At 38.9% G+C, this 23,382-nt stretch carries 20 protein-coding genes and 4 tRNA genes; 10 read left to right on the forward strand and 14 right to left on the reverse strand.

The window, feature by feature from the left end; genetic code table 11:
* Positions 1-5: 5 nt before the first annotated feature.
* Positions 6-890 carry an energy transducer TonB gene (locus AC1PJ9_RS03790; protein WP_107972701.1) on the reverse strand — a complete coding sequence of 295 codons (885 nt, stop codon included), beginning with the start codon at positions 888-890 and terminating at the stop codon, positions 6-8.
* Positions 891-1,123: 233 nt separating this feature from the next.
* Between AC1PJ9_RS03790 and AC1PJ9_RS03795 the strand changes: the two genes are divergently transcribed.
* The 3 genes from AC1PJ9_RS03795 to AC1PJ9_RS03805 all read left to right on the forward strand — a co-directional run bounded on the left by AC1PJ9_RS03795 (position 1,124) and on the right by AC1PJ9_RS03805 (position 3,313).
* The gene (locus AC1PJ9_RS03795; protein ID WP_311086357.1) at positions 1,124-1,795 is read left to right on the forward strand and encodes a hypothetical protein; all 672 of its coding nucleotides are present in this window, start codon (positions 1,124-1,126) and stop codon (positions 1,793-1,795) included.
* 157 nt (positions 1,796-1,952) lie between these two features.
* The gene (locus AC1PJ9_RS03800; RefSeq protein WP_077163571.1) at positions 1,953-2,666 is read left to right on the forward strand and encodes a DUF3108 domain-containing protein; all 714 of its coding nucleotides are present in this window, start codon (positions 1,953-1,955) and stop codon (positions 2,664-2,666) included.
* Positions 2,667-2,737: 71 nt separating this feature from the next.
* Positions 2,738-3,313, forward strand: a complete 576-nt coding sequence (locus tag AC1PJ9_RS03805) for a xanthine phosphoribosyltransferase (RefSeq protein WP_107972704.1) — start codon at positions 2,738-2,740, stop codon at positions 3,311-3,313.
* A gap of 52 nt (positions 3,314-3,365) precedes the next feature.
* Here the strand turns inward: AC1PJ9_RS03805 and wrbA are convergent, their stop codons facing one another.
* On the reverse strand, positions 3,366-3,959 hold the full coding sequence (wrbA, locus tag AC1PJ9_RS03810) for an NAD(P)H:quinone oxidoreductase (protein WP_311086362.1): 594 nt from the start codon (positions 3,957-3,959) through the stop codon (positions 3,366-3,368).
* Positions 3,960-4,247: 288 nt separating this feature from the next.
* Between wrbA and AC1PJ9_RS03815 the strand changes: the two genes are divergently transcribed.
* On the forward strand, positions 4,248-5,495 hold the full coding sequence (locus AC1PJ9_RS03815) for a YihY family inner membrane protein (RefSeq protein WP_311069283.1): 1,248 nt from the start codon (positions 4,248-4,250) through the stop codon (positions 5,493-5,495).
* Positions 5,496-5,599: 104 nt separating this feature from the next.
* Here the strand turns inward: AC1PJ9_RS03815 and AC1PJ9_RS03820 are convergent, their stop codons facing one another.
* Positions 5,600-6,241 (reverse strand): fumarylacetoacetate hydrolase family protein, encoded by a 642-nt coding sequence (locus AC1PJ9_RS03820; RefSeq protein WP_263614638.1) that lies wholly within the window; start codon positions 6,239-6,241, stop codon positions 5,600-5,602.
* 39 nt (positions 6,242-6,280) lie between these two features.
* Entirely contained in the window at positions 6,281-6,778 is a 498-nt protein-coding gene (locus AC1PJ9_RS03825) for a YcxB family protein (RefSeq protein ID WP_263614639.1), read from the reverse strand.
* 223 nt (positions 6,779-7,001) lie between these two features.
* On the opposite strand from AC1PJ9_RS03825, the gene AC1PJ9_RS03830 reads away from it, so the two are divergent.
* Positions 7,002-7,694 carry a nitroreductase family protein gene (locus AC1PJ9_RS03830; RefSeq protein WP_311069284.1) on the forward strand — a complete coding sequence of 231 codons (693 nt, stop codon included), beginning with the start codon at positions 7,002-7,004 and terminating at the stop codon, positions 7,692-7,694.
* Between the two features lie 119 nt (positions 7,695-7,813).
* On the opposite strand, the gene AC1PJ9_RS03835 is transcribed toward AC1PJ9_RS03830, so the two are convergent.
* Positions 7,814-7,890 (reverse strand) — tRNA-Arg (locus AC1PJ9_RS03835).
* Positions 7,891-8,482: 592 nt separating this feature from the next.
* On the opposite strand from AC1PJ9_RS03835, the gene AC1PJ9_RS03840 reads away from it, so the two are divergent.
* Positions 8,483-11,038, forward strand: coding sequence for a beta strand repeat-containing protein (locus AC1PJ9_RS03840; RefSeq protein WP_311086356.1), 2,556 nt, complete (start codon positions 8,483-8,485; stop codon positions 11,036-11,038).
* A 66-nt stretch (positions 11,039-11,104) separates the two neighbouring features.
* Here AC1PJ9_RS03840 and AC1PJ9_RS03845 read toward each other — a convergent pair whose 3' ends face one another.
* From AC1PJ9_RS03845 to AC1PJ9_RS03860, 4 genes are all read right to left on the reverse strand, one after another.
* The gene (locus AC1PJ9_RS03845; protein ID WP_311086355.1) at positions 11,105-11,698 is read right to left on the reverse strand and encodes an HAD-IB family hydrolase; all 594 of its coding nucleotides are present in this window, start codon (positions 11,696-11,698) and stop codon (positions 11,105-11,107) included.
* A gap of 107 nt (positions 11,699-11,805) precedes the next feature.
* A tRNA-Arg gene (locus AC1PJ9_RS03850) sits at positions 11,806-11,882 on the reverse strand.
* A gap of 39 nt (positions 11,883-11,921) precedes the next feature.
* Positions 11,922-11,998, reverse strand: a tRNA-Arg gene (locus AC1PJ9_RS03855).
* A gap of 10 nt (positions 11,999-12,008) precedes the next feature.
* Positions 12,009-12,099, reverse strand: a tRNA-Ser gene (locus AC1PJ9_RS03860).
* A 261-nt stretch (positions 12,100-12,360) separates the two neighbouring features.
* On the opposite strand from AC1PJ9_RS03860, the gene rnr reads away from it, so the two are divergent.
* The 4 genes from rnr (at position 12,361) to AC1PJ9_RS03880 (ending at position 17,665) form a co-directional block, all read left to right on the forward strand.
* Complete coding sequence (gene rnr / locus AC1PJ9_RS03865) at positions 12,361-14,784, forward strand: ribonuclease R (protein ID WP_263614643.1); 2,424 nt, start codon at positions 12,361-12,363, stop codon at positions 14,782-14,784.
* Positions 14,785-14,917: 133 nt separating this feature from the next.
* A complete protein-coding gene (locus AC1PJ9_RS03870) occupies positions 14,918-16,972 on the forward strand; it encodes a M3 family metallopeptidase (protein WP_311086477.1) in 2,055 nt (684 codons plus the stop codon).
* Positions 16,973-17,012: 40 nt separating this feature from the next.
* Positions 17,013-17,222, forward strand: a complete 210-nt coding sequence (locus AC1PJ9_RS03875) for a YheV family putative zinc ribbon protein (RefSeq protein WP_191001078.1) — start codon at positions 17,013-17,015, stop codon at positions 17,220-17,222.
* A gap of 11 nt (positions 17,223-17,233) precedes the next feature.
* On the forward strand, positions 17,234-17,665 hold the full coding sequence (locus AC1PJ9_RS03880) for a hypothetical protein (RefSeq protein WP_263614645.1): 432 nt from the start codon (positions 17,234-17,236) through the stop codon (positions 17,663-17,665).
* Positions 17,666-17,815: 150 nt separating this feature from the next.
* Here AC1PJ9_RS03880 and AC1PJ9_RS03885 read toward each other — a convergent pair whose 3' ends face one another.
* From AC1PJ9_RS03885 to AC1PJ9_RS03905, 5 genes are all read right to left on the reverse strand, one after another.
* Positions 17,816-20,011 carry a TRAP transporter large permease subunit gene (locus tag AC1PJ9_RS03885; protein WP_263614646.1) on the reverse strand — a complete coding sequence of 732 codons (2,196 nt, stop codon included), beginning with the start codon at positions 20,009-20,011 and terminating at the stop codon, positions 17,816-17,818.
* A 187-nt stretch (positions 20,012-20,198) separates the two neighbouring features.
* Positions 20,199-20,765, reverse strand: coding sequence for a rhombosortase (rrtA, locus tag AC1PJ9_RS03890; protein ID WP_004711824.1), 567 nt, complete (start codon positions 20,763-20,765; stop codon positions 20,199-20,201).
* 84 nt (positions 20,766-20,849) lie between these two features.
* The gene (locus AC1PJ9_RS03895) at positions 20,850-21,935 is read right to left on the reverse strand and encodes a hypothetical protein (RefSeq protein ID WP_311069729.1); all 1,086 of its coding nucleotides are present in this window, start codon (positions 21,933-21,935) and stop codon (positions 20,850-20,852) included.
* A gap of 767 nt (positions 21,936-22,702) precedes the next feature.
* Positions 22,703-23,092: a hypothetical protein gene (locus tag AC1PJ9_RS03900; protein WP_311086478.1), complete on the reverse strand. Its 390-nt coding sequence runs from the start codon at positions 23,090-23,092 to the stop codon at positions 22,703-22,705.
* 6 nt (positions 23,093-23,098) lie between these two features.
* Positions 23,099-23,356 carry an FAD assembly factor SdhE gene (locus AC1PJ9_RS03905; RefSeq protein ID WP_002049719.1) on the reverse strand — a complete coding sequence of 86 codons (258 nt, stop codon included), beginning with the start codon at positions 23,354-23,356 and terminating at the stop codon, positions 23,099-23,101.
* Between the last annotated feature and the right edge of the window lie 26 nt (positions 23,357-23,382).

Raw genomic sequence — 23,382 nt, forward strand, 5'->3', positions numbered from 1 at the left:
TTTTATTAATGAACCTCAAATTCAGCTTCAGCTGGATCAAAACGCCAAGTACGAATAATACGAAGCTCTGAAATATCTTTCATATTTGCATCAAAATGACCAAACGGCGCTCCCCGACGTACCGATGCCTTTGCTGCCTCATCTAAAACTGGATGTCCTGAACTTTCAAGTAAACGAATTGCACGGATTCCCCCTTGAGCATTCAAAATCACCATAAGGCGAACTTCACCTTTTAACTGTTGTTGTTTAGCTTCTTCTGGATAGTAACGGTTACCGTAAAGTTCCACTTTTTCACGGAATTTATCTAAATAAGCTGCTGAAGCATCTTTCTTGGCTTGAATACCATCGACTGTTTTTATTTTCTGTTGGCGACTGAAATCTTGCTGACGTTGCAAATATTGAGCTTCAAGGCTTGCGACCATTGCAGCTTTGGCCTGGAACTGGCTTTGTAACTGTTCAAGTGCTTTTTTCCTTTGGCTCTCCTCTGCTTGTTTCTGCCAACTCAACACAGTCATGAGTACTTTTTCTTCAAACTTAAGTTCTCTTTGTTGCTGTACTTTTTCTAAACTTTCTAACTGAGCTTCTCCAGTTGAAGCATCAGTCGGCATAGGTGTTGGAGAGTTACTAGACATCCGATGGGCTGCTCGAAATGCTCCTGAACCTTGCTGGTCTGCTTGAGCTAAAAAATCTGCATGCTTAACCACATCTTCAGTAGGACGAATAGATATCGCGATTTCTTTAGTTGATTGTTCTGATGGCGCAGGCATCGCAAAATGGATGAGCAGCACAAAAGTATGCAGTAAGATTGCAAGTATTATTGCGACAATAAAGACTCGGTCTTGCCACCAATAATGAAAAGGCTCTATAGAAAGACTTCTTTTTTTCAACATAATCTTAAAAGCATATAAATGCCTTTTCCCCACGGTATTAATACCGAACAAAATACAAACTAATATTCAAATATGGATAAAAATGTGATTCACTTCAAATATGAGCTTTTATCCATTTTCATTTTGTGAAAATGTATCAATTAAATTTGTTACACTGCAATATCAAAACCTGTTTTTTATCATAATAAAGATTGTGTTGATTCTTTAGTAAATCATCATCTGGAAGTTCTTTTATGCAAACGCTATTTTCCTCATTAGTCAAACGTCTTCATAAAGTCTACCGAAAAGCTGAAGCCTTCATTGAGGAAGAAAGAGATTTTACATTATCGCAAACTTTTCTAAATGCGACCTTAGAACGTTACGTAACGAATAATGTCGAGTTTTTAGATGATTTACATGCTGACCTTTATCATGACTGGTTAAGACTCTATGCCACAATGCATGTCAAAGGTTTAGAAACGACTTTATCTGTCGACTTAAAATTGATTCAGATGGAATTTAATAAAGAACAGCAACTTATCGTTTTTGAACAAATTAGTAATACACAAATTGTAGAAGCTAAATATAAAAATTTCTGGCAAAAAATTGCTGTGAAAGCTGCTATTTTTTACTATCACAAAATTCTAAAAAAAGACCCATTGGGTATGATTTTGGAGCGTTTTAACGTAGCCCAAGAAAAAGATGATCTTATCTTCCTAGACCTGAACCGTTGGTTTGGTAAAAAAGCCAGCATTATTGAAACATTGGGCAAAGTTCATATTAACTATGCACGGGTTCGTGAAGCAGAATTGGTCGTCTTTGGTAATGTTAATCTCGCCGCCTTACTTTTCCGAGATCAAGATGATGACTTTGAGGATGATCTGGAAGACACTGAAATTACGCCAATACAGCAAAAAGATGCATAACAACTGTATGAGCTAAAGAAATTTATTGTTAAAAAACACAAAGAGATTACATATTTAGCATAAATCCTGATTTTTTCTCCATGATCAGCAGGCATAATATGCAAAAGTCATAGATGCATCAGCACTGACCTTTCAGTCTGTACAAGGATATTTACTTATGGCAACAAAATTTCTGAAATCATTCAGCATCGCAACTGGTATTTCGACAACTTTGCTTATTGCAAGTTTCTCTAGCCATGCACTTGCCATGAGCCCATTTCAGGCAAATTATCAGTTTACCTATAATAATAAAGGCATGGGTTCAGCAACACGCGCACTTAGTCAACAAGGCAATAACTGGACTTATCTATTCACTGCAAAAGCTGGTGGAATCGCTTCTGCAAGTGAAACAAGTAAATTTAGTTTTGCTAATGGCAAAATTGGTTCACAAAGCTTTAGTCGTACTAGTAAAATTTTAATTCATAACAACACTATGAATATTAATTTTAACCCTGGTAATAAGACAATTAGCACAAAGAAAGATGATAAAGCACGCTCATTTGCTTGGCAGCCTGGCGTACTTGACGAGCTAAATGCTGAATTACAAGTTCGTGAAGATTTAAAAAATGGTTCACTCAAATCTTCTTACCCTCTTGCAGATGCAAAAGAAGTTGAAAACCGCCGTTTTGTAAAACAAGGCAATGAAAAAGTTAAAACCTCTTATGGCACCTTTGACACTGTAAAAGTGGTCTTAGAACACGGCAGACCAGATCGTAGTACTATTTTCTGGTTAGCACCTAAATTGGACTACTTGCCAGTTAAGGTAAGTCATATAGACGGCAAAACATCTTATGGTTTGTTATTAACAAGTTATAGCGGTAAAACGAATTAAAGCTTGCATTTTTTCGGATGCTTTTTAAAATACGCATTTGCTTTAAAAGCATCCGTCTAGAGGATTCTCCCGTGCACGCACTAGAACAGAAAATCTTAACAGAAGGTATCGTTCTATCTGATCAAGTGTTGAAAGTCGACGCTTTCTTAAATCACCAAATTGACCCTGTCCTCATGCAGCAGATTGGTAAAGAATTTGCCGCTCGCTTCAAAGATGCAGGGATTACCAAGATTATTACCATTGAAGCTTCAGGTATTGCGCCGGCAATCATGGCAGGTTTAGAACTTGGTGTACCTGTGATTTTTGCTCGTAAATATCAATCACTGACATTAAAAGACGATTTATATCGCGCCAAAGTGTTTAGTTTTACTAAACAAACAGAGAGTACGATTGCTATTTCAAACAAGCACATCAACTCAAGCGACAAAGCTTTAGTAATTGATGACTTTTTGGCAAATGGTCAAGCAGCGCTTGGTTTGATTGACTTAATTCATCAAGCAAATGCAGAAGTAGTAGGTGTTGGTATCGTGATTGAAAAATCATTCCAACCAGGCCGCGATTTATTGCTTGAAAAAGGTTACCGTGTTGAATCTTTAGCACGAGTTAAATCACTTACTGATGGCACAGTAACTTTTATTAAAGAATAAAATTATTTAAATAAAAAAGAGCGGAGTTCCGCTCTTTTTTATTTTTATAAGATTATGAGTGAAGTTTTTTTACGATTTCACCTAAACGTTTACCTTGTGCTTCACATAAAAGCTTTTCATCTTGGCTTAAGCCTTGATCATGTCTAGGGCCACTCACATGGCTTGCACCATACGGCGTTCCACCTGTTTTTGTATTCGATAATGCAGGAATAGAATTTGGTAAACCTAAAATCACCATACCATGATGAAATAACGGCGGTAGCATCGTTAATAAAGTACTTTCCTGCCCACCGTGCATTGAACCAGAAGAAGTGAAAACACATGCTGGTTTATTATGTAAAGTCCCATTTAACCAAAGACTTGTGGTCTGATCCCAGAAATATTTCATTTCGCTTGCCATGTTACCAAAGCGAGTTGGAGACCCAAGTGCCAAGCCTGCACAATTGGCTAAGTCCTCTAAAGTGCAATAAATATCGCCTTCTTCAGGAATGCTTGGTTCAGCTTCTGTTACTACTGTTGCAATATTAGGTACTGTGCGAATTTTTACATTAATACCTGCAGCTTCAACACCATTCGCAATAAGATGCGCCATTTCTTTAGTAGAACCATATTTACTGTAATAAAGCACAAGAATGTAAGGTTGCATCGGTTTCATGAATTTTGTTAAAAAGAACACTATACGATATTTTTTATTTTTTTGGCGAAGCCAATTTTATGAAATTTTAGAGGTGATTGATTTTTAAGGGCAACAGTAACAAATATCGGTAAAAGCTTTTTACTACGTTTTGTTACGATGATACATACGGAACTTTCAGAATACTTTTTTATTCTTTAGGTTAAAGTTTACCCACATCAAAGATAGTGTTCTCAACCGAATACACCGGTGAATATCAATCACCCACATCATGATTAAAAAAATCGGGATAGATGACGCATGTTAGAACGTTTTTTGAAGAGACTTCCTTTTTATAACAAGACCTGGTTTCAATTTATTTTATTTGTAATTAAGCGTTTTGAAGCTGATCGCTGCCGAGAACAAGCTGGCGCTCTCACCTATACAACTCTTTTTGCTGTTGTGCCGATGCTAACAGTATTTTTAGTTATTATTTCTTCAATTAAAGCCTTAGAACCTGCTAGACAACAGTTGCAGCACCTAATTTATAGTAATTTTTTACCTAAAAGCACCATTGCATTTGATAAGGCACTCAATGCTTTTACCGAAAAATCCAGTAATTTAACTGTGATTGGTGTGCTGTTTCTATTTGTCACCACAGTTTTAATGCTGACAACAATTGAAACTGCCTTTAATCGCATATGGAGAGTAAAAGAAACTCGTAGCGGCATTGTAGGCTTTATGCGCTACTGGACCATTATTTCGCTTGGTCCCATTATTTTAGGTAGTGCATTTGTTATTTCATCAACCGTTGCATCAATGAACTTATTAAGTAATAACTTCACGGGTTATCAACTTGATGGTGCATTTCTACTTTGGCTTATTTCTTTTGTTCTTACTGTTTTGGGATTCTTTATTTTATATTGGACCATTCCCAACCGCACAGTTCCCTTATTTTCAGCAGCAATTGCCGCGTGTTTGAGTGCTGTATTGTTTGAAATACTTAAGAATTTATTCGGCTTTTTGATGTCTAACTTCACCAGTTATGAAATCATATATGGTGCATTTGCAGCAGTACCTATTTTCTTATTATGGGTATTCTTATCTTGGAATATTGTATTACTCGGTGTCGAGGTGAGTTTTGCCCTTACCGCTTTTCATTCAGGCAAAGAACAAAAAAGACATCCAGTACTCATGCTACTCGATATTTTAGAATTATTTTATAAAAAGCAAAAACTTGGTGAAAGTGTAAATGATAAAGAAGCATTAGAAATTTTAGGCCGTGGCGAAATTGGCCGGTGGCCCGCTTATGTTGTCTTACTCGAAGAGCAAAATTTGGTTAAACGCACAGATAAAGATGAATATGTTTTAGTCCGTAATTTATCTCAAGTCGACTTTTGGAGTTTCTTTACCGCATTACCTTATCCACTTCCATTACGCCCAGATGTATTAAATGTGCATGATGATGACGAATGGATGGAAAAAATCGGCCCAGCTTTAGTTGAGTCCAATGACTATTTGGCAGCTAAACTCTCTATTCCACTTTCAACAATTTTTGAAGAGAAATAGAAAATAAGATTATTTATTCATATAAAAATCTTCTATATCCAGACAATAAAAAACCCTATTATCAGTTCAATAATAGGGTTCAAAACTTAGCGATTTAAATCAAATTATGCTTTAACAAAGGTTTCCCAAACAAAATCTTGAGTAGCACCTTTCAAAGTCATTTTTAGCTGATCACCAGCATGCAGTGGCCCCACTCCTGCTGGCGTACCCGTCATAATGACATCGCCTGATTCAAGTGAAAACACCTGATTAATATCAGTTAAAAGTTCGCCAATAGTAAACATTAACAGTGCAGTATTACCATCTTGACGCAATTCATCATTAATATGGAAAGTGAATTTGGTCTCTTCCCAATTGGTAATTTCACTTACATCTACCCAGTCCGCAAGTACACATGAACCATCAAATGCTTTTGCTCTTTCCCAAGGCTGACCTTTATCTTTTAATTCATTTTGCATATCACGCAAAGTTAAATCTAACCCTAAAGTTACAGCACCAATCGCTTGTAGTACTTTTTGCGGATCAGTTTCGCCTTTTAGTGGCTTATCAATACGCAAAACAAATTCGCATTCGAAATGGCAACTACCCCAAGATGGATTCCACGAAATACCTTCATCTAAACCAATCAAACTACTTGGTGGCTTGATAAACAATACTGGTCGTCCCGGCATTGCATTGTTCAGCTCTTTTACATGATCAGCATAACTTCTGCCCACACAAACGATTTTTGAAGGACGTGTTTTCATGAGGCTTCCTTTATTGTTGCGACTAATAATTCTAATAACTTATTTCTTAAATGTATTTTCAAATACAGTTTGATCTGAAACTTGAGCAAAGGCACGTTTCGGTACAATAATGACCGTTTTGTTTTTTAACTCAAGCATATAAGTCAGTTTACCCTTAGCAAAAGTCTGCACATCGCCATACTGTACGACTTGTTTACGACCAGCAGCATAGAGTTCAAAATAATCTTGGTATAAATCGATCCCTTGCTCACTCTTACCAAATTGATAACGTACAAACTGACGCTTGAACATCATAGGTAAAAGCCAATAGCGCATTAGACCTTGCATAATCAGGAAAAAAATACCCAAAGCAACATAGTAGCGACCAACGCCTGATAAGCCTAAATAAAAACCCCAAATAACAATTGCAATACTAATAACAGGGGTTAAAAAACGTGTGAATTGTTTCTTTCCGAATGTCACCAAGCCAAACCCGTCTTGAGACTCTTCTAAATTTAAATAATAACGTAAAGATAAAGCGCTTTTTTGCTCGGTCATCACTATGTGTCAATATTGAATAAATCGAAACTATTAGAGCATATTCATCTACGCTTTAAAATGAATCAAAAGTGATTTTTTATTTTTGCTCACACGATAAAGCTTTCATTCGTACAAGTTGTTTACTCGTTTCATATATAGAACGTAGATTCATATTTATAAGGCTTATTTCATATTCTTAAATTTATAGAATGTTTCTATTGTCTCTTTAGTGGAATCCGTCATGTCTTTCTTTGCAAAACTATTTGGCTTAAATCAAAAAACGACAGCTCAAGAAGATGTGGCTTTAAAAGCCGCTCAAGAGCTAAAATCTTCAAATGAAACTTCTTTTATAGAACTCATTAAAAACCGCCGCTCTATTTATGCAATTGGAAATAACTTAAACCAATCAAATAGTGAAATTGAAAAGTTAATTCAAGAAGCAATCAAACATAGCCCTTCTGCATTTAACTCTCAATCATCTCGCGCTGTTATTTTATTTGGACAATCACATCAAAAATTCTGGGATATAGTTCTAGAAGTTTTAAAAAGTATTATCCCAGCTGAAGCTGTATCTGGAACAGAACAAAAAATTCAAAGTTTTGCCGCTGGTGCAGGCACAGTTTTGTTTTATGAAGATCAGAACGTAGTTAAAGGCTTACAAGAACAGTTTGAAGCTTATGCTGATAATTTTCCAATCTGGTCTGAGCACTCAACAGCAATCGCTCAATTTGCAGTTTGGAACGTATTAGCTGAACAAGGTGTTGGTGCTTCATTGCAACACTACAACCCAATTATTGATGAGAAAATTAATGCTGCTTTCTATATCCCAGCTGAATGGAAGCTAAGAGCTCAGTTAGTTTTTGGTTCTATTGAAGGTAACGCGGGTGAAAAAGCCTTTATTGACGATGCAAACCGTTTTAAAACATTCGGCTAATAGATAATCCTTGAATCTAGATCTTTTTAAAGCTGGTTGTCATGTGCACCAGCTTTTTTATTAGAATCATAAAAAATGGGCACAAAAAAACCGCTATATATAGCGGTTAATTCTTCAAGTGGTGCGCTCAGAGAGATTCGAACTCCCGACCCCTTAGTTCGTAGCCAAGTGCTCTATCCAGCTGAGCTATGAGCGCGTACTTGATGGAGGGCATTATACGCAGTTTTTCTATTTTAGAAAGGACTTTTTCATCTTTTTGTCATCAAGCGTCTAGTTCTTAGCCATAACAAAATATCTTGGTAGCCTAGCTTTCCTAAAAAAGGGGAATTTCTTGTCCATAAAATATATTTGAAATATTTTTTTTCAATTAAAGGTGCCCTCTTATTTTATCCAATTTGGACATTTTGACCAAATTGACAGAATCAAAAGCCTAGTTTTTTAGTCAGGATTATATAAATAATATATTTCTACTTATGCAAAATTATTTTTATAAATAAAACTATTTAGCACTAATAATTATAAAAATAATAAAAAATGGAGGAAAATACACTCATCTTTAAACCATATATTATAAAAAAAATTATTATTTTTATGTCTAAATCAGAATGAATATCTAATTGTCAAAATATTATAAGTATCAAATTATTTGAGTAGAAATATGGATTGACACTTTTTGAGATCTACCCAATACTAAATTTTAATTATTGAGAAACATATCTCAATAATTGCCTAACGCAATAAATAAATACTTACTTAAAAATACATAAATATACAGGAAATAGACCATCATGTTCTTACTGAAAACTCTCGTATCTTCAATAACAAAAGTTACTCAGGACTTGAGTAATGTTGTATCAGTGAATCCTGTTGTAAACACAGGTTCTACTGTTAATGTAAACGTTTCCGATATAAATATTGCTACTGGAAATGTTTCAACATCAGGCTTACTTTCTAATGTTGTTTCAACTGTAACCAATACCGTTTCTCAGACAACAGGCTTAGTCTCTGGTGTAGTGGGTACCGTAACAGGTGCTGTTGGTGGTGTAACTGGTGGCGCTACTAGCGGCAATCCAGTCGGTGCAGTAACCGACATCCTTGGCGGTGTGACTGGCACTATCAGCGGCCTGACTGGTGGTTTAACTGGTGGCGTGACCGGCGGTAATCCAGTTGGTGTAGTAACTGACATTATTGGTGGTGTAACTGGGGCTATCGGCGGTGTGACTGGTGGTGCTGGCGGTAATCCACTTGGTACTGTTACTGACATTATCGGTGGTGTGACAGGCGGTATTATTGGTGGTGGTACATCACCTATTTCCCCAGTTGTTGATGTGGTTCAAGGCGGCATCGATGTTCTTCAAGGTGTGGAAAGCCTAAAAACCAGCATTATTAATACAGGAATTAATACTGTTGCAGACACTGTAGTTGGTGTACTTCCTCAAACTGAGCACCCTGTTACTGATATTGCTCACCTCGGCACTTTAACTTTCGAAACATCTCGCGACACTGTAAATGGTGCGCTTGAGGTTGTATCTGATTTAGTAGGTGGCGATATTCAAGGCGCTACCCAATCTGCAACTGGTATTGTCAACACGCTCATTACCAATGGTACAACTGCGACTGGTATTTTAACTGACATTCTTGGCGGTGTGACTGGTGCTATTGGTGGTGTGACTGGCGGCGTAACTGGTGGTAATCCGCTTGGTACTGTTACTGATATTATCGGTGGTGTGACTGGCGGCGTAACTGGTGGTAATCCACTTGGTACTGTTACTGACATCATCGGTGGTGTGACTGGCGGCGTAACTGGTGGTAATCCGCTTGGTACTGTTACTGATATTATCGGTGGCGTGACTGGCGGTATTATTGGTGGTGGTACATCACCTATTTCCCCAGTTGTTGATGTGGTTCAAGGCGGCATCGATGTTCTTCAAGGTGTGGAAAGCCTAAAAACCAGCATTATTAATACAGGAATTAATACTGTTGCAGACACTGTAGTTGGTGTACTTCCTCAAACTGAACACCCTGTTACTGATATTGCTCACCTCGGCACTTTAACTTTCGAAACATCTCGCGACACTGTAAATGGTGCGCTTGAGGTTGTATCTGATTTAGTGGGCGGTAATATCCAAGGCGCTACTGATCATGCAACTGGTATCGTCAACACACTCATTACCAATGGCACAACTGCGACTGGTATTTTAACTGACATTCTTGGCGGTGTGACTGGTGCTATTGGTGGTGTGACTGGTGGCGTAACTGGCGGTAATCCGCTTGGCACAGTGACTGACATCATCGGTGGAGTTACTGGCGGCGTAACTGGTGGTAATCCACTTGGCACAGTGACTGACATCATCGGTGGCGTGACAGGTGGTGTTACTGGCGGTAATCCGCTTGGGACCGTTACTGATATCATCGGTGGCGTGACAGGTGGTGTTACTGGCGGTAATCCGCTTGGGACCGTTACTGATATCATCGGTGGTGTGACTGGCGGCGTAACTGGTGGTAATCCACTTGGCACAGTGACTGACATTATCGGTGGTATAACTGGTGGCGCTACTGGCGGTAATCCACTTGGTACTGTTACTGACATTATCGGTGGTGTAACTGGCGGTATTATTGGTGGTGGCACTTCTCCTATTTCTCCAGTAATTGATGTGGTTCAAGGCGGCATCGATGTTCTTCAAGGTGTCGAAAGCCTAAAAACCAGCATTATTAATACAGGTATTAATACTGTTGCAGACACTGTAGTTGGTGTACTTCCTCAAACTGAACACCCTGTTACTGATATTGCTCACCTCGGCACTTTAACTTTCGAAACATCTCGCGACACTGTAAATGGTGCGCTTGAGGTTGTATCTGATTTAGTGGGCGGTAATATCCAAGGTGCAACTGATCATGCAACTGGTATTGTCAACACGCTCATTACCAATGGCACAACTGCGACTGGTATTTTAACTGACATCCTTGGTGGTGCGACTGGCGCTATTGGTGGTGTGACTGGTGGTGTTGGAGGTGACAGTCCTCTTGGTACTGTTACTGACATTATTGGTGGATTAACTGGTGGTAATCCACTTGGCACAGTGACTGACATCATTGGCGGTGTAACTGGTGGCGCTGCTGGCAGCAACCCTATTGGTGTCGTAACGGATATCGTAGGTAGCTTAACTGGTGATGTAACTGGTACTGGTGGCACAGACGTTATTTCTAACTTATTAGGTGGAGTAACTGGTAACTTAGGCGGAGTCACATCTACAGTATCGAGCGTAACAAACACGGTTCATACTCTAGTACCTCAGTCATTACTTACTGACCACTTCTTAGATATCTCTGTACATACAGTTTAATAACTTTCAAGAAAGCCACTAATAAAGTGGCTTTCTTCTTAAATATATTTTTAAATATTAATGATATTAATTCATTTCTTGCCATCTATAATATTTCTTATGTGCCAGCTCTAACATTGCATAATCATTAGGAGTATCACCATAAGCATAAATTGTAGAATACTGGGATAAATCGTATCTATTTTTTATTCTATTTACTTTTTCTAAATAACCACAATCACCATCAACAAAATTACCAGTTAAAATACCATTATCTATTTCAAGTTGATTACAGATAACGTCCAAATCTAAAGACTGACACCAACTTTCTAAATAAACACCCAATGAAGCGGATACCACAACAACCTGATCTCCTTGCTGTTTATGCCAGTGAATACGTTCTAAAGCATTTTTACGAATACAGGCAGGAATTACCGTTTTAGCAAACTCTTGTCCTATATATTTTAGGGAATCTGCATCGTAGCCTATATATCCCACCTGACAGAGCTTAGTTCGTATGGTTTTATCCGTTACCCATCCAAACTTATAGCCTGCAATATAAGGTGCAAGACGAATACCACCTAGTATTTGAGTTTTTCTGCTCAAAGAAAATTTAAGGAACAAACTGAAAGTATCGTTATGGGTGATCGTGCCATCAAAATCAAATAAAGCCAGATTCATTTATCGTTATCTCTAATATAATTAAAAAGTTATAAATTTAAATTTTTAAAAAATTACTAAACAGCAGACACAAAAAAACCGCTATAAAAGCGGTTAATTCTTCAAGTTGGTGCGCTCAGAGAGATTCGAACTCCCGACCCCTTAGTTCGTAGCCAAGTGCTCTATCCAGCTGAGCTATGAGCGCGTAACTTGTGTGCCTTTCAGCGATTCGTTCTGTTTTACTTGGTGCGCTCAGAGAGATTCGAACTCCCGACCCCTTAGTTCGTAGCCAAGTGCTCTATCCAGCTGAGCTATGAGCGCATTAAGTAAATGGCGGTGAGAGAGGGATTCGAACCCTCGATACCAGTAATAGGTATGCTTCCTTAGCAGGGAAGTGATTTCAGCCACTCATCCACCTCACCGGAACGAGCCGCCATAATACAAACTAAAACCCTATTGTTCAAGTCATCATACTGAAATTTTCTTATTTTTTCGTTCAATGAATTATTTTTTAAGCAATTTCCTTATTATTTTCGTCTTTTTCGATCAAACGCTTGTTAAGATAGATATTATTTCTTCATTAAAATACAGTAGTGCATAACACATTATTGCAAACCTAAACGTGCAGTTCGGGTCTGCATGGCTTATGCTAAACTTATCTGCCAAGCGTGAAATCAAAAGACATGACAAAAAACTGGGCTGATCCCGAAGCGAAAGCTGAAGCTGAACGTTATGACAATCCTATTCCAAGCCGTACTCTAATATTAGATACGTTGGAACAATTGCAAACACCGCAATCTCATGCAGAACTTGTTGACCATTTTCATATTCAAGACCAAAAAAGTATCGAAGCTTTAAGCCATCGCTTAAGTGCAATGGTTCGTGATGGCCAAATCATGAAAGACGGGTTCAAGTTTCAGTTAGTGACAGACCAACCCACTTATGAAGCGACCGTCTATATTAATAGTAAAGGCTTAGGCACCGCACATATTGATGGTCAAAATGATCTTTTACTTCCTGAGCGTGAGTTACGTTTAGTCTTTAATGGTGATCGCGTCCGCGTTCGGCAGACCTCTGTAGACCGAAAAGGTAAACCGTGGGGGTTCATTACCGAGGTTCTACAACATCGTGTAAAACAGTTGATTGGTAAATTATCGGTACACGAAGGTGAATACTTTATTCAACCTAATAATCCAAATCAGCACCAACCTATTCCATTAGAAAAAGAATTAGTTGCACATGCCAAAGCAAATGTTGGCGATATGCTTCGTGTTGCCATAGATACCTACCCAACCCGTGAAGAGTTTGCAACGGCGCATATTATTCAATCCATGGCAGATAAAGCGGATACTGAAATTATTATTCCGCAGACTATTCTTGAGTTTGGCTTACCTTACGAATTTCCAGATGAAGTGATAAAAGAAGCTGAAAGTTTTAAAGAACCTTCTGCACAAGACCGTGAAGGACGAGTTGATTTAAGAGATTTAGCGCTCGTCACAATCGATGGTGAAGATGCTCGAGATTTCGATGATGCTGTGTATGCAGAAAAACGTCCAGGTGGTGGTTATCGCGTTGTCGTAGCAATTGCTGATGTGAGCCATTATGTACGTTTAGATTCAGCTCTAAATGAAGAAGCAGAAGAACGTGGTACTTCGGTTTACTTCCCGCACTTTGTATTACCAATGCTACCAGAAGCATTATCAAATGGATTGTGTTCACTTAACCCGCACGTAGATCGTTTATGTATGGTCTGTGACCTAAAACTCTCTCGTACTGGCCGTGTAACGGGTTATGAGTTTTATCCATCGGTCATGCACTCAAAAGCACGTTTGACCTATACACAGGTAGCGCAATACTTTGACGGTGCAACCGACGCAATTCCAAAAGATCGTGATATTCACAAATCGCTAAATACGCTTTTTCAGCTTTATCAAATTCTGAAAAATTTACGTGCTGATCGTCATGCAATGGAATTTGAAACCATTGAAACGTACATGACTTTTGATGAGCTAGGCGGAATTAAAGAAATTTTGCCTCGTACACGTAATGAAGCACATAAGCTGATTGAAGAATGTATGTTACTTGCTAACGTCGCCGCGGCTGAATATGCATTAGAACATGATGTTCCAATGTTATATCGCGTACACGAAGCGCCTGAGTTCTCACGTATTCAGAAAGTAAAAGATTTTGTTAAACTTCTTGGCTTACCTTTCCCAGATCAACCAACCCAAGCAGATTATCAAAAAGTTATTGAGGCAACTAAAGACCGTATTGATGCGCCAAGCATTCATGCCGTGTTATTACGCTCAATGATGCAAGCTTACTATGGTGCCAAAAATGCCGGTCACTATGGTTTAGCTTATGAAGCTTATACGCACTTCACATCACCAATTCGCCGCTACCCAGACTTATTGTTACATCGCGCAATTAAAGCCCATTTGAAACAAAAGCCTTATCCACTTTCTGGTGCAGCTTTAGATGATGCTGGTGAACATTTCTCTCAAACCGAGCGCCGTGCTGATGAAGCATCTCGTAGTGTAACGACTTGGTTGAAGTGTCACTATATGCAACAGCACTTAGGTGATGAATTCATTGGTATTGTGAGTACTGTCACTGAATTTGGTCTATTCGTTACTCTTAAAGACCTCTATGTTGATGGCATGATTCATATTAGCCAGCTCGGCGACGACTTCTTTATTTATGATCAAGCAAGTCAAAACCTTATTGGACAAAATCGTGGTCAGGTCTTCGGTTTAGGTGATGAAGTTAAAATTCAGGTTGCTGGTGTAAATCTGGAAGAACGTAAGATCGATTTCCAACTTATTCAGCAAGTGACCCATGCTGGACGAGTAGTTCGTAGTCGTGCCCCACGTACAACCAGAACAGCGACGACACAAGCAACTGAAGAAGTTTTTGGTAAACCATCTACTACTTCAAATGATGGCGAAAAACCTGTCCGTAAAAAGAAGGAAAAAGGTAAACCAAGTTCATATACTAAAAAGTCTGGTAAAAAAACCGCTACGAAAGCAGAGGCTAAGCCAGAAAAAGTAAAGAAAAAAGCAAAACCAAAAAAGAAAAAGTCGAATGCCAAGTCTAAGGCTGACTAATTCATAGATGTTTCTATTCTTTGTTATTAAGCTCCCAAACATGGGGGCTTAATATTTTTAGAACGTTTATTTTCAATTTAAGCTTGATTTCCTGCCTAACAATACCTACATCTAATACTATGTTTAAAAAATAATGTGGCTATTAGCAATGACTTTACAGCAAGCGACTCTACCTACTCCCCGCTTTGACCAAATTACATTAAATAATTTAAAACAAGATATTCAACAAGCGATTCAAGCAGGACAAGAGTTCTTAAACACACTTACAGCTGCACCTTCTGACACAGACCAGCAACTTGCTGTACTTGAACAAATTGATACCTTTGAAAATAATCTCAGTGAATCATGGGGTGTTTTATCGCATTTAAATGCAGTGATGAGTAATGCTGAAACTAGAGAAGTCTATCAGTCACTCTTACCCGCTTTAAGTGAATATTACACTCAGCTTGGCCAACACACGGCGCTGTACCAGACTTATCAACACATTCATGATGGTCAGAGCTATTCAACGCTAAGTCCTGCTCAACAAAGTGCGATCCGTCTCGCATTACGTGACTTCAAACTTTCTGGCGTTGCTTTAGAAGGTGACGAGAAAAAACGCTACGCAGAGATTTCTGCACGACTTTCACAGCTTTCTTCTGACTTCTCAAACCATGTACTTGATGCGACACAGGCTTACTTTAAACCACTTACAGAAGACCAGCTAAAAGGTCTTCCAGAAAGTAACGTTGAGCTATTAAAGCAGTACGGTAAACAGCGCGAGCTTGACCAAGCTGTAGCAACTTTAGATTTCCCTGCTTATTTTGCAGTTATGACCTATGCCGATGACCGTGCATTACGCGAAGAGCTTTATAAAGCTTATGTCACTCGTGCATCAGATCAGTCTGAACAAACAGAATTTGACAACAGCAAAATTATGGAAGAAATCTTGAGCCTTCGCCAAGAAATGGCAAAACTACTTGGTTTCAATAACTACGCTGAATATTCTCTTGCTAGCAAAATGGCTCCTGATGTCAAAACAGTTCACGACTTTTTAGCCGACTTAGCTGAGCATGCACGTACCCCTGCTCTCCAAGAAGTTGCTGAGCTACAAGCAATTGCCAAACAAGATGGGATTGATGAGCTCAAACCTTGGGATACGACTTACTATTCTGAAAAGCTTAAACAGCAACAGTTCAACTTATCTCAAGAAGCGTTAAAACCTTACTTCCCTGCTCCGAAAGTCATTCAGGGCTTATTCCAGATTGTTCAGCGCTTATACGGCATTAACATCGTTGAACGTGAGGCTCCAGTTTGGCATCCAGATGCACGCTATTTTGAATTAGAAGACCAAGGCCAAGTGGTTGGCGGGTTCTTCTTTGATTTATATGCACGTACCGGTAAACGCGGCGGTGCATGGATGAGTGGCTTCCGCTCACGTATGCAAACTGTTCATGGTTTACAAAAACCAATTTGCTATATGGTGTGTAACTTCACTCCACCTGTAGGCAATCAGCCAGCCTTACTGACTCACGATGAAGTCATCACCTTGTTCCACGAATTTGGACATGGCTTACACCATATGTTAACTGAAGTAGATAATATCTCGGTTGCAGGTACTCACGGCGTTGCTTGGGATGCAGTCGAGTTACCAAGCCAGTTTATGGAGTTCTGGTCATGGGACAAAGAAAGCCTTGATGTTTTAAGTGAGCATATTGAGAGCAAGCAGACCTTACCTCAAGAATTACTTGATGCTTTACTAAATGCACGTTTCTTCCAGTCTGGTATGCAAACTTTACGTCAACTTGAATTTGCACTATTTGACTTAACTATTCACACCAAGACTCCTGCGTTGAATAGTGAGCAAATTCAGCAGATTTTAAATGACATTCGCAAACAGTACGCAGTAGTTCCAACTGTCGACTACAACCGCTTCCAACATAGCTTTAGCCATATTTTTGCAGGTGGTTACGCAGCCGGTTACTACTCTTACAAGTGGGCAGAAGTTTTAGCGAGCGATGCATTTGATCGCTTTGAACATGAAGGTATTTTCAACACTCAAACGGGTAAAGAATTCCGTCAAGCAATTTTAGCTGTCGGTGGGAAAGACACTGCTCTTGAAGCATTTGTCAATTTCCGTGGTCGTGAACCAAAAATTGATGCATTGTTACGTCATCAAGGTTGGACGAACGACAACAAAACCGCTTAAACTATGGGCCTAAATTGATCGTGTGGTTAGGGTGATAAAGATGAAAAAACGTTTCATTGCTGGGGCTAAATGTCCAAAATGTGAAGCCATAGATCGAATTGTCATGCTAACCACCGCTGAAGACGAATGGATTGAATGTATCGAATGCGGTTATAGCGAAAATCGTCCGACTCATATTGATGAGCCAGAAACACCTGCTATACCTGATGAAGTTGGAGTAATACAGTTCAAGCCTCGTCGTTCTGACTAAAGGTCTTAAACATGCCACTACAAAGAAAACAAAACTCAAAACTCTTGTGGATTTTAATTGGGGGCTTAAGCATTCTTGTAGTGCTTTTTTTCGCAGCACAATGGTTTTTCAAAAAAACCGAATCGTCAGTACCAATGGTTGATCCTCAACCTGTCTCGACACCTGCACCTCAAAAAACTACAAAACCATCTGCAAGTTCTGAGCCTGTCGCTCAAACACAAACTGCTAACGCGCAACAGCTTGTAAATGAAGATGTGCTCAAACAACCTGTCCCAGCTCAAGAATCTTTAGCAAAAGAAGAAGTGTCTAAACTCAATGACATTCATCATCAGCTGCAAGATCAGGAAGAGACATTAAAAGCTCAACATGCTGATGCAGATCAACTTATTAAGCTAAAAGAAGAGCAAGTGAAACTCCTTGAGGCTCAGGTTAAACAACAATAGTATTTGTTTAACTCTAAATATGATGCAAAAAAAGCTAGTTCATACGGAGCTAGCTTTTTTATTTATTAAGAATTTATTTGCTCAAAATAACTACGACATAAAAAAACACTCTCTTAAAGAGAGTGTTTTTGCTCAGCTTATATTTTTAAATTACTTGTACCAACCAAATAGTTTCAGCACTAGTGGAGCATAAGTGACTAATACCAATGATGAGAACAAGACAATAATTGGTAATAACCAACGTTCATATCGGTAGTAAAAACTTGTGTATTTCTCTTTGGCTTCTGCATCGGCAGCATTTACCTCATCATCACCAACGGATAACCGCGTGAGTAGATGGTTCAAGGCAACTGGTGGTGTTACATAACCAAACTCGAATGCAACCAATACAATCATCCAGAAATGAATTGGGTGAATACCATTTTCGTAGGCTACAGGGGCAATCGTTGCTGCTACTAAAATTACAGCACCAAATGGATCTGTACACATACCAATAATGGCAAGTAGTAATGCAATAAATGCGAGCGAAATATAAATATTACCTAAGTGAGTCGGCAACATTTCAACAATTTCAGTACGCTCGATTAAACCACCCACACTTGCAGACAACGCCATTAAAATAATAAGCGCGCCAATATGTCCAACTGTTTCTGATGTTGCAAAACGTAATGCACCACCAAAACCTAAACGGAACTGTGAACTATGTGGATCGTGTGACTGTAAGAATGGAGATTTTTTCTCATGTTCACGAACAATTGCTTCATGAATATTTAACGCTGGTGCCTCTTTAGGCATAACCATTTTATCGTACAAGATCATCGCAATGAGCACGAGAGGCAGAATCACTGGTGCAGTAAATTCGTTCATTCCTGTATCTAATGCATATTTATAAAATGCAAGAACAACTACAGTGATCAAGATGTATGGAATAACAGGTACAAAAGCACGTGCCATACCAGGAAGTGCTACTTTCGGTGAGTTCACACGGAACTTCTCTTCTGCCAAGAAAAGTGAGACACCCAAGAAAATAAATGCAGTTAACCAGAAGACATAAATACCATGTCCAAATAATTCATCAGATGTAACATGACGACTGTCCAACATCGCAATTAGAACGACCAAAAGGCAAGGACGTACCACTACACCTAGCGAACCAGACATTGCAGATACAGCGAGTGCATACTGACGGCGAGCACCAGCATTCCAGACTTCTTTATAAATAATCGCACCGGCTGCGATAACGAAAATTCCAGAAGCACCTGTATAGGCAGTTGGTACAGCAGCAGCAATCAAAATTAACCAAGTTAAAGTTTCTGGTGCCAAGTTCCATGGACGAAGTACGTTTAGGAACAAGTCCATTACACGTGTTTGCGTGAGCAACATACCTGCCCAAATAAATAAGGCAAGGTTTAAGAAAATGCCCGAGAACTCTACCAACTGACCAAGGTAAATCCCTTGCCCCATTGGATAGTCCATAAAGAACGTAAATGCAACACCTGTAATCACAGCCATATATGCATACAAAGGCACACATAATAAAGCTAAGCCAATATTGCCACCCTCACGTTTTGCTGGTGGGGAAACAAATAGCTGATAAAGACTAATTAAAGTAAGGACGACAAATAAAATCATCCATAACCAGTAAATAATGATTGTTTCATGAGTTGGAGAAACCCCTGAATTAATCACAGAACGGTACTGGCTAATTACTGAAGAACTAAGCAATGCATTACCAAGCAACATAAAGAAGGCATACACTTTGTAGTCCAGCTTGGTTGCAGGGTTACGTAAACCAATATGGTGAAACTTCAACGATGCAGTAATCGCTGAGATTAAGACCATAAAGACTAATAAAATTGCACGGTTCTCTGTACCAAATTTAAATATGCCAAAGAAACCCGTTTCAATCGTACGATATGTACGTACCCCTGGATTTGCTTCAATATATTTAATGGTTTTATCGTAAGCCAGATATTTATCTTCACATTGCTGCTGTGCTGCTTGTAAGGATGCACGGACATCACTTTCTGAGGCAGCACCAAAGAAGCTAGCGAAATCATCAGATGCGTTCGCTTTCATTTGCTCTTTTACTTGAGCATCAATATTTGGATGTCGATCACAAGACGGCTTTTCAGGCTCCGCACGCAAAAACGAATATTGCATGCCTATAGCAGGGTCACCATAAAGACGTTCCCCGATACGTAATAATTGTCCGTGGATCATTTCCCCGGTACCAATTATGAGCGTCATTAATAGTAAAATGAGGATTACGAATGTTGAGATCCATTCGTTCCATATATAACCCAGCAGACCTAATCCAGATCTTTTTTCTTGATATTCTTGCATAAATATTCCAATTTTGTTCTCTCAAACCCCTCATAACAAAGGCTTTGAGTCATGCAATTTCCTTGGTCAGGGGTATCGTCCATTCCCCTTCTACCAATCCCTTTATTCAACGATCAAATTTGCATCAAACTTTATCAATAAAGAATGACTAAAATCTCTTTTTTAACAGTTTGTATTGTCAATCTTTCTATTTGAACCTTTGTATAAGCCAATAGCATCCTCCAAAGATTGCACCGCCTATCGCCCCATATAAATGAGCTTCGGTTAAAACAGGACTCCCTATCAACTGTGCTGTGCCTGTTTGTCCAAAGGTGTTTTCCCAAATCAGCTTGGCAATAATTAACCCTAAAACCAGTAATGCAAAATTCCGTTCTTTACGGTATTGCAAATAAACTAAAGCAACAGCCGTATACAGCCCATGGAGTACTCCAGATAGACCGGCATATGCATCGATATAAGGCAAATAAAAATAGAACACCAAACTGATAAAAGGCGGCAAAAGAAAAAGAAGACTTAAGATGTGCCACACTTTGGTATGCGGAAATATGAAGGGCAAACATGCGAATGCCATCATATTTAAAAGAAAATGAATCCAGCCAACATGTACCCAGTGTGCTGTCCACAAACGCCAAAACTCACCGAGTAAGCTTTCACGCCAATAAATAAAATAGTCTGGAAATACTTGTAGACATGCAGAAACAGAAATGCACCCTGCGACCAAAAGCACTTTTTTATTGAGTACATGATCTTTCATAGCACACTCCTTTTAAAACTGAACCCCTTACGATTAATAAGAAAATACGTAGCAACCGCAAGGGGTTAGTTTCTTCAGATCTGTTTACTGTGCAGGTGCAGAGGTCGAGTCAGCTGGAACTTCTGATGCAGCCCCACCATCAAACAACTCATCCAGTTCTGCTGAACCTTCGTTTTTCTCATCCCAGAAATGAGACATACCATTATCACCCGTACGAACACCTGTATGCTCAGTCCAGTAGCGGTCAGAAATGCCACGGACAATTAAACCCGCCATACTATCAATTAACTTGAAGTTCGGATTGACTGGCTTGTCATCTGCTTGAGATGCTGCATAAGTTTTTAATGCATCACGGATTTTGGTATCGTCACCACTCGCTTGAGCCGCTACAGCGTAGAGTGCATGAGACAAACGAACACCTTTTTGCTCACCGATTTGCACTGACTGCTTTAACGTCTCATACGGGTCTGGTTTACCTTCGTTAGCCCCTGGTAATAAAGTCCAGATCACCGCACGTGTTGCATTTGGTGCTCCCCAGAACTTTTGGTTATCAAGACAAACCATGCCACGTTCTACAATAGCAGCAATATCTTTCGGAACATTGACAGAACCACCCGAGTTAATGTCATTTGTCACCGCTTGAAGGCCACTGATCATTCCAAGTAGATATACAGTCTGATCGGTATCACTACGCATAGTTGGACAAGAATCACCTAAATGATACTTATATTTAGATTCCCAACGATCAGCGAATAATTTATAGCCCGTATATTGCCGCTCTGCAGCAATTGCAGCCCAACGCTTCTGCGCAATACGTGCATCTTGAGCTTCTGTTACTTGTCCTGCTTTTGAAGCGCGCAAATAACGTAACTCCTGTTCTAATGCTTGGTTTTCCGCACATACACCTGAAGCAGCATACATTAAGACAGCAACACGAGTAGGATCTGCACCCATACCTTTAGTCGACATGATTGCAGGAGTTAAGGCACTACCAGTATTACAAACCATTTCAGCATCTTGCATTGCCAAAATAGGTGGAACGACGTGCTTTTCCGTAAAACCTAAAGCAACATTTGCTCCGCTTTTCACGACGTATGAACAACCTGATAAAACTGAAGCTGCAAGAAAACTCATCGCCAAACCTTGGCTTATTTTTTGGACTTTAGACATCTTCCTGTCCTCGATGTAATTTGTTTTTTCCTTTTCAGATGTACATTAGCAGATGCATATCTTGAATAAAAGAGTAATTACTCTAATTGTAGCGCTTATACTTTGACACACTTCACAGCAGATAAAATTGACAGTTTTTCAGGGAAACAAAAATTTTAGGCAAAAAAAAGTAGCATTGCGACGGTTCAGCACATGCTACTTATTAACTGGGATAAGCTTTTAACGGCTTATATTATTGTTGTTCTATATAATCCTTGAGTAAAGTTCCTGCTCTTCCTACTACTACAGCCATAACAACTGCAATTAACAGAAACATCCACATTGAAATCTCCATGAGAGACCTCCTTACTACATTCGCACCCAGTAAAACTGGACACTTGATGAAATTAATCGATTAACCAATTAAACTATTGGCTGACCGACGACCTTTGCATCCTCTGTCTCTTAACTTTGCTATAATTAGCTTTATTAAGATGTTCCCTGAGTAAAGTTCCTGCTCTTCCTATCACCACTGCCAGAATGATGGCAATGACCAAGAACGACCATGTTGGCATCTCCATTTGAGACCTCCGACACACTTTACGTTGGTGTTTGTACTTTAACCGATAGAATAATAACCATATTGAGAAATTGTCGGACAATTGACTTTCTTGCTATTTTTTCTGTATTTTAACTAGACAATTTAAATTTTCCGAAAAGAAATAAATCTTAATTATTTGATTTTTAAAATTTTTAAATAAATATACAAATGTAGAATTGTCTAACAATTAATAGAATTTTTCTAAGGTCTTAAGTTGTTTCCACTGCGATAAAGGCATTTGATCAAACCAAATAACAGAAGTTAGTGTCTTATGCCCTTCAAAATAGACCACTATGAAAATCTGATAATCAATTATTTTTAAAATTTCTACACGAGAAATTGTTTGCTCTGAATGAAAGCTAAGTGACCATATTTTCTGATCTAAATAAGCAATTTGAGCAAGCTGTGGCCGCTTTAAAAAGAGAACAAAACTTATGAAGAGTAAACTGACTGTAATCAACCACCAGAGTATTGTTATCAGCTGATAAAATAGAACTGCTAAACTTAAGCCAATAAAAAACTGAAATATAATCGAGAAACGGCTATATTTCAGTTTAAAATTCAATTGGTTGACCAAAACTAATCAGCCATGAACATAATGCTTTAATTTATGGATGAAATCACGTAATTCAGTACGTGGTGGTTCAGATACTTCCATAAACCAGTCAAGTAAGTCAGGATCTTCCTGCTCTACTAATTCAGCAAATAATGCTTTTTCTGCTGGATCTGCCTTTAAATAATAATTTTTCACATACGGGTCAAAATAGACATCAATTTCCTTTAAACCGCGGCGCGCGCGATAAACTACTTTACGTTCTTCCAAGGTCATTTCTTCAGACATTTATTTCCCCATCTGCTTTGATAGTG

This window comes from Acinetobacter sp. 70_2 (assembly GCF_056736115.1).

What these genes read in the sequence shown, in the direction of transcription:
- AC1PJ9_RS03790 (WP_107972701.1), bottom strand. Translation starts at nt 890, where the DNA reads ATGTTGAAAAAAAGAAGTCTTTCTATAGAGCCTTTTCATTATTGGTGG.
- AC1PJ9_RS03795 (WP_311086357.1), top strand. Translation starts at nt 1,124, where the DNA reads ATGCAAACGCTATTTTCCTCATTAGTCAAACGTCTTCATAAAGTCTAC.
- AC1PJ9_RS03800 (WP_077163571.1), top strand. Translation starts at nt 1,953, where the DNA reads ATGGCAACAAAATTTCTGAAATCATTCAGCATCGCAACTGGTATTTCG.
- wrbA (WP_311086362.1), bottom strand. Translation starts at nt 3,959, where the DNA reads ATGCAACCTTACATTCTTGTGCTTTATTACAGTAAATATGGTTCTACT.
- AC1PJ9_RS03815 (WP_311069283.1), top strand. Translation starts at nt 4,248, where the DNA reads ATGTTAGAACGTTTTTTGAAGAGACTTCCTTTTTATAACAAGACCTGG.
- AC1PJ9_RS03820 (WP_263614638.1), bottom strand. Translation starts at nt 6,241, where the DNA reads ATGAAAACACGTCCTTCAAAAATCGTTTGTGTGGGCAGAAGTTATGCT.
- AC1PJ9_RS03825 (WP_263614639.1), bottom strand. Translation starts at nt 6,778, where the DNA reads ATGACCGAGCAAAAAAGCGCTTTATCTTTACGTTATTATTTAAATTTA.
- AC1PJ9_RS03830 (WP_311069284.1), top strand. Translation starts at nt 7,002, where the DNA reads ATGTCTTTCTTTGCAAAACTATTTGGCTTAAATCAAAAAACGACAGCT.
- AC1PJ9_RS03840 (WP_311086356.1), top strand. Translation starts at nt 8,483, where the DNA reads ATGTTCTTACTGAAAACTCTCGTATCTTCAATAACAAAAGTTACTCAG.
- AC1PJ9_RS03845 (WP_311086355.1), bottom strand. Translation starts at nt 11,698, where the DNA reads ATGAATCTGGCTTTATTTGATTTTGATGGCACGATCACCCATAACGAT.
- rnr (WP_263614643.1), top strand. Translation starts at nt 12,361, where the DNA reads ATGACAAAAAACTGGGCTGATCCCGAAGCGAAAGCTGAAGCTGAACGT.
- AC1PJ9_RS03870 (WP_311086477.1), top strand. Translation starts at nt 14,918, where the DNA reads ATGTGGCTATTAGCAATGACTTTACAGCAAGCGACTCTACCTACTCCC.
- AC1PJ9_RS03875 (WP_191001078.1), top strand. Translation starts at nt 17,013, where the DNA reads ATGAAAAAACGTTTCATTGCTGGGGCTAAATGTCCAAAATGTGAAGCC.
- AC1PJ9_RS03880 (WP_263614645.1), top strand. Translation starts at nt 17,234, where the DNA reads ATGCCACTACAAAGAAAACAAAACTCAAAACTCTTGTGGATTTTAATT.
- AC1PJ9_RS03885 (WP_263614646.1), bottom strand. Translation starts at nt 20,011, where the DNA reads ATGCAAGAATATCAAGAAAAAAGATCTGGATTAGGTCTGCTGGGTTAT.
- rrtA (WP_004711824.1), bottom strand. Translation starts at nt 20,765, where the DNA reads ATGAAAGATCATGTACTCAATAAAAAAGTGCTTTTGGTCGCAGGGTGC.
- AC1PJ9_RS03895 (WP_311069729.1), bottom strand. Translation starts at nt 21,935, where the DNA reads ATGTCTAAAGTCCAAAAAATAAGCCAAGGTTTGGCGATGAGTTTTCTT.
- AC1PJ9_RS03905 (WP_002049719.1), bottom strand. Translation starts at nt 23,356, where the DNA reads ATGTCTGAAGAAATGACCTTGGAAGAACGTAAAGTAGTTTATCGCGCG.